7 protein-coding genes and 1 pseudogene are annotated in these 4,606 nt (G+C 59.1%); all 8 read right to left on the bottom strand.

Annotation, left to right across the window (positions count from 1 at the left end; all coding sequences use genetic code 11):
- Positions 1 to 182: pseudogene (locus EOA22_RS24950) on the bottom strand (hypothetical protein); the annotation flags it as partial.
- Complete coding sequence (locus EOA22_RS24945; protein ID WP_063168556.1) at positions 182 to 367, bottom strand: hypothetical protein; 186 nt, start codon at positions 365 to 367, stop codon at positions 182 to 184. The pseudogene EOA22_RS24950 and the gene EOA22_RS24945, both read right to left, overlap by 1 nt.
- Positions 352 to 585: a phage-related exported protein gene (locus tag EOA22_RS24940; RefSeq protein WP_013530787.1), complete on the bottom strand. Its 234-nt coding sequence runs from the start codon at positions 583 to 585 to the stop codon at positions 352 to 354. The genes EOA22_RS24945 and EOA22_RS24940 overlap by 16 nt, the downstream gene beginning before the upstream one ends.
- Position 586: 1 nt before the next feature.
- On the bottom strand, positions 587 to 802 hold the full coding sequence (locus EOA22_RS24935; protein WP_063168557.1) for a hypothetical protein: 216 nt from the start codon (positions 800 to 802) through the stop codon (positions 587 to 589).
- Positions 799 to 1,509: a glycosyl hydrolase 108 family protein gene (locus EOA22_RS24930; protein WP_063168558.1), complete on the bottom strand. Its 711-nt coding sequence runs from the start codon at positions 1,507 to 1,509 to the stop codon at positions 799 to 801. The genes EOA22_RS24935 and EOA22_RS24930 overlap by 4 nt, the downstream gene beginning before the upstream one ends.
- A 482-nt stretch (positions 1,510 to 1,991) precedes the next feature.
- A complete protein-coding gene (locus EOA22_RS24925; protein WP_063168559.1) occupies positions 1,992 to 2,783 on the bottom strand; it encodes a class I SAM-dependent methyltransferase in 792 nt (263 codons plus the stop codon).
- 36 nt (positions 2,784 to 2,819) lie between these two features.
- Positions 2,820 to 4,094, bottom strand: coding sequence for a hypothetical protein (locus EOA22_RS24920; RefSeq protein ID WP_127419472.1), 1,275 nt, complete (start codon positions 4,092 to 4,094; stop codon positions 2,820 to 2,822).
- A gap of 87 nt (positions 4,095 to 4,181) precedes the next feature.
- Positions 4,182 to 4,606: hypothetical protein (locus EOA22_RS24915; RefSeq protein WP_164755797.1), on the bottom strand; the 425-nt coding region annotated here is incomplete at its 5' end.

The raw sequence follows: 4,606 nt of genomic DNA, 5'->3' as shown, positions 1-4,606 counted from the left end.
ATCCTGGCGTAGGAGACCGCCGGCAGCGTCAGATAAGCCGCCGCAAGCGCGCCGCAGATCGGCGAGGCCACCATTTCGCGCAGCTTGTAGCGCTGCCGCGACAGCGCGCGCAGAACGCCGCCGGCGAGACCCGCCGCCACGACCGGTCCCTTGATGCCGAGCAGGTCGAAAAGATCGTTCATCATGGCCTCCAGCCGCAAAATTTCTGACCCTTTTCGTTGTGAGCCAGGATCGCCGCCACCGACGCGTCGGAAAGGGCCGCCGCCTCTGCCCTTGTCGGCCGGATGGGATGCCCGGCCGCGCAGAACGATCCGCCTGATGTGGTGCAGCCGGCCAGCAGGAGCGAGAGCGCTATGATTTTGACCATCTGGCCAGCCTCCCTCTGTTGTCGTCCGGCGCCCGGCCGGCGACGGCATCGTCGATCTCCTGGGCTTCGGTGCGCGCCGCGGCGTCGGCGGCATCCTGCCTGGCCTTCTGGTTGGCCTTGCCCTTGGCGTAGGCCGTCCAGACACCGGCGAGCGCGGCGCCCATTGCCAGAAGATACGGCCAGGCCTGGCCAAGCAGCGCGAAAGCGAGTGTTCCCATCTCATGTCTCCTTGGCCGGCGCGACCATGCCGCGCGGCCCGTCACGCACCGCGTTGATGATGATCTTGGCAAGGGCAATGGCGCCGCTGATCTGAAGGGCGGTGCGGTCGCTCACGCCGAGCAGCGTCCAGTCAAAGCCGGCGAGCGCGCCGCCGCAGATGATGGCGATCAGCGTGTTGAGGAGATTGTGCAGCGCATTGGTGTTGAACCATGTCATCGAAACAGGCTTCCGAAAAAATCGGCGATCTGATGCCGGACGGCCGCGAGCGCTCCGGCCATGAGAACGAGGAGGCCGGCCACGGCAGCCGTCTTGCCGCCGGGCGTCGGCTGCTCGAGACGAACCGACGGCGCCCCATTGGCCGATGTTTCGACCCTGGGCGGCGCCGCCGCGGTCACCGGTGCGGCGGGGCGCTGCGCCGACATCAGCAGGGCCTGAACCCGCACCGACCTGACCCGATCCGACCAGCCGCGCCCGAATGTTGCCCATGTCGGCAACCGCTTCAGGAACGCCAGCCGCGCATCGCAAAGTGCATCGATGGTCACACCGGCCGGCTTTGCCTTGGCCGCCGCGACGGTGACCGGTCCGATCCGGCCGTCCTGCGCAACGCCGACGGCCGCCTGCAGATATTTGGCCGCCCGGCCAGGCCCGCTGTTGACGGCGAAATCGAATACCGCGTGATCGACGCCATCGGGCAACTCGGCGCCGAGCACAGCGTCCCAGTAGAAGCGGCGATAGACGGTGGCGACCTGCGCGTCGCTGATCGCGCGCAGATCCGCCTTTGTCGCGCCCGCCTTCACATAGCGGCGGAAGCTGGCAAGCGTCACGCCCTTCATGGTGGCGCCGCCAGGATCGGCCAGATGGTCCGACCACCCGCCTTCCGATTTGAGAACAAGCGCAAGCGCCCGCGCGAAGTTGCGGTCCATGGTGTTTCCTTTCCGCCCTTCCGGGCAGTTGTTCAGTTTTTGATTTTTGGTATGTTCGCCGGGTGGAGGTTAGGCTTGGCGCGGGCGATTATGATTCTGGATATCATTCGCCAAGTTGGCAGATACAGACTTAAAATTCTGAGTATCGGCAAGAGAATCGTGCGCTCGGTAAGTCATTGACGCACCTAGGACGCGCAAAAGCACATATGCCTGACATAAGACATTTAGTTTTAGGAGTCCTCATCGGCGCCTTCTCTATCGCGTGGGTAGTTATTGCCACGATAGGGGTGCGGCGAGAGACGCGAGCGTACAACAAAAGCCTGAGAGACATCGATGAGAAGCTCCGTCAGGATAAAGATCAATGAATGAGTCTTCGGCGCGTTGACGCTGCGGAAATGATCAACAGGACTTCAGTCGAAGCGCCGCGACAACTCGTGCTGGATACAAGTAACTGAGGTCGGAGTTCGAAAATTCAGTTTCAGCTAGTTCTTTTTGAAGACGAACAGCTTTGTGTGAAACGATACTGGACTGATCACTAAGTCGATCGCGCGTCGTAAGGTCACCATCGGTCGCGACCGGCTCTCATACAATGGTTCAAGCAGGCGCTTGAACAAATTGCTTTCCCGCATCAACCCCAGATATCCGCCCCTGGACCGACTTTCCAAAAGCCGGAACCCCATCCCGCTGATCGTTCTAATTGTGTCGTTCGGGGTGAAGGCAAATTGGTAAAATCGAGCCATGTCCGCGGCACTCACATCTTCGTATCGACCGAGCCGCATCTTTAGACGCCTCAATGGCGACACGCTGGGGACAGTTAGGAAAAGGAGTCCGCCAGGTTTCAGCACTCGGCGTACCTCCTCGATGATCGATGCGTAACCATCCTTGAAATGTTCGATCACCCCTAAGGACCACACCCCTTCGAAAAAGGCATCCTCGAATGGCATTTCTCGCACGTCGCCGAGAACGATATTAAGTTCGGGGGCGTGCTTCTTGATTCTAGCGATGGTTACGGGGGCAAAGTCTAGTCCGTATGCCTCGAACCCGGCGTGATGGAGCCCAAAGACTGTGTTTGCCACACCGCAGCCTGCATCAATCACTCGATCAGGCGGGCTTAAATACTTTCGGGTAACATGCTGGACAAAGACGCTCTTTTTCCGAATGTCCGTTGCTGTTAGGGATTGCGCCCAACGATCGTCCCAGAATCCTTCGTCGGCTGGTTGGTCGATGAATACAAGACGATCATGCTGCCGATCGAGATATACCTGCTCCACCATTCATTTGCCTCCCCCAAGGCGCCGCTCAACGTCAGTTCATTTGCCGTAGTCTCGACCCACAATCGGAACAGCCGGAATGCTGGTATGGAAGCGCCCGAAGAGCAGTACCCACACCAAGACCTGAATCGTCACGAAACCGACGAATGGCTGCCGTGCCTGCGCAAGAACATTCTCCAAGGCATTCCGGTGCGCATAGACCCCAATCACGCTGCCGAGGATGATCCAGAAGAAGAACCACATACCCTTACTTTTGAGCGAAGCATGATGCAACGCCACCAACGCTCCGCCATAGATCAACCCAAATACGATCACAACGGGAATACCGCCAATCGCCCACGCCTGCCCCCAGAATGTACCAGCCAAGCCGTACAACGCCTGTGAAAATATCTGGGTCTGGAGCACCGTGTTGAACCCAGTGCTGTCGAAGCCGAAGGCCGACGGCTGAATTAGCAGTTGCGCCAAGGTATCGCGAACCGTGTTCCACCATGGATAGGTCGTGCTACTCCTAATCAGCCCTTCGATGTTTTCATGAGTGCCGAAGGCTTCCCAGGAGGCCACCATAGCCATCGGATCAGAACCGCCTGTCAGCATCCTGCCAAACGGCAGGTCGCGTTTGTAGGCCAGATAGAAGGGCTTCATAAAGAAGATGATCGCAAGCGTCGCCAGCCCGATCGCCCATGCCTTCCAATGCAGGGCCGCCTTCGTTATCGGCCACTCCCACAATAACACGATGGCAAACGCCATTGCCAAGATCACCGGGACCGTCCGATCACCCGCGATCGCATTAAGTGCGACCATTAACGCAAAGATGGCTTGATAAATACGAGCGCCGCGACCCCATGGCCTATCGAAATAGATTGATGCCAGAAGACCGATGCCGCTGACCCAACGCCACACGATGGAAATGAGCCCACCGACGGCGTCATAGATGTCGGCACGCTCCATCGCGTACCACTCAAGTCCAGCCCTGTTTGCCATCCATGCATAGCAGGCTAAAGAAATGATCAGCGCGCACCGAATGAACCAGATGACCCGCATCGGGTGCAGTTGGTAACAAGGGGGACGCCTGCCGCCCACAGACGAAGGCATCAGCAGCAGCGCCAACCCGAACCCTAGCCAAGCAGCGACCATCACCAGAATTGCTTCCGACGACGCCGGCTCAAGATATGGCACCAATCCTTTCGCGCTCACAGGCCGCGTGAAGCCAATCAGCGCGGGCACCGAATAAGCAAGAAGGCCGATATAGCCAATCGCTACAACAGAAACCCGATTGTGGCGGGCCACAAGTATAAAGGTGGTCACGGCCACCATTGACCACAGAGCGAGGACCATATCTTTCGTTCGACTATTTGGATCAAAAAAGCAACCTAGGCGATTCGGTCATTCACAACGACAAAGTCACAACTCGAAATCGCCCGCCCAACCGACTGTCGCGCTGACCACCCATGAGCCCGTTGCGTATGCCTCCAGGGTTACACGCTCGCCGGGATCGAGAATGAGATATTTGCCTGCACCGCCGCCCTTGATCGTGTCCGTCCCGTTGGGCTCGATGTTCATGACATGGGTTGCGTGTACCCCGGCAAAGCCGATCCGAAGGCCAGGCACGGCAGGCGGCAGCGTATGTGTGCACGTCGCGCCGGCGCTGTTGTTGTGGCAGAGTGCCCGGTTGTGAAGCCCGGACAGCGTTGTGTTAACGCTCAGATTGATCGGCACACTCGACGTCCCCTGCAGGCCGGGATTGTTGCCGCCAATAAACCTGGTCACGGTGCCGGCCGTGATGGAACTGCCGGTGCCATCGCCAACCCATTCCGTCATGTCAAAGC

The organism is Mesorhizobium sp. M7A.F.Ca.US.014.04.1.1, from assembly GCF_003998745.1.
Lineage (GTDB): Bacteria > Pseudomonadota > Alphaproteobacteria > Rhizobiales > Rhizobiaceae > Mesorhizobium > Mesorhizobium ciceri.
This window is presented reverse-complemented; position numbering and strand designations above follow the sequence as displayed.